Raw genomic sequence first — 560 nt, forward strand, 5'->3', positions numbered from 1 at the left:
ACAACGGTTGTGTGTATGGTTTCGTTGCGTGAAAATCCGAGAGGATTTTCCGCCGTAAACCAAAGATAATAAAAATGCGAGGATTTTCCGATAGGAAAATCAGAAGCAATGAATTATACACTTTGTTGTAAACAGTTTTTATTCCGTTTGTTTTTCACGATTCATAAATTCAGTCAGTTTTTGTTTAATCAGCTTTGATTCTTCGTAGCTAACTCTTAATTTATCTAAAGGAAATGAAAATTGTTGATTTTGGTCAGTCACTTCGAGAGTGGATTTCATTCCGTTGTAATTCAGAAATTTAATTCCGATAAAGATCCGTTCAATATAGACTTTATTCCTCACGATTAAAGTTATTCTATTTTCGGTCAGAATTAGAGAGTCTAATTTTTTTCTTGTCAAGAAATATAAAGCAGAGAGAACAGAAACCCAATTACTAAAAATAGCTTCAAAAAAAGACTGCTCAGATTCCTTTTCCAACAGAATAATTCCAGATTCAGTTTTCAGAATATTATTAATTTCTTTTCTTGTCATTTTTTTCGTTTCCGCAATTGTTTACAACG

The 560-nt window shown here is 31.6% G+C and carries 1 protein-coding gene; it reads right to left on the reverse strand.

What is annotated here, in order from left to right:
- Positions 1 to 138 precede the first annotated feature (138 nt).
- Positions 139 to 531 carry a hypothetical protein gene (locus ACH5TX_RS00165; protein WP_439337544.1) on the reverse strand — a complete coding sequence of 131 codons (393 nt, stop codon included), beginning with the start codon at positions 529 to 531 and terminating at the stop codon, positions 139 to 141.
- Between the last annotated feature and the right edge of the window lie 29 nt (positions 532 to 560).

The sequence above is a fragment of the Thalassobellus citreus genome (assembly GCF_044385915.1).
In the GTDB taxonomy this organism is placed as follows: Bacteria; Bacteroidota; Bacteroidia; order Flavobacteriales; family Flavobacteriaceae; genus Thalassobellus; species Thalassobellus citreus.

Bases quoted from the DNA above. Each gene is read 5' to 3' on its own strand.
- ACH5TX_RS00165 (WP_439337544.1), bottom strand. From the start codon at position 531: ATGACAAGAAAAGAAATTAATAATATTCTGAAAACTGAATCTGGAATT.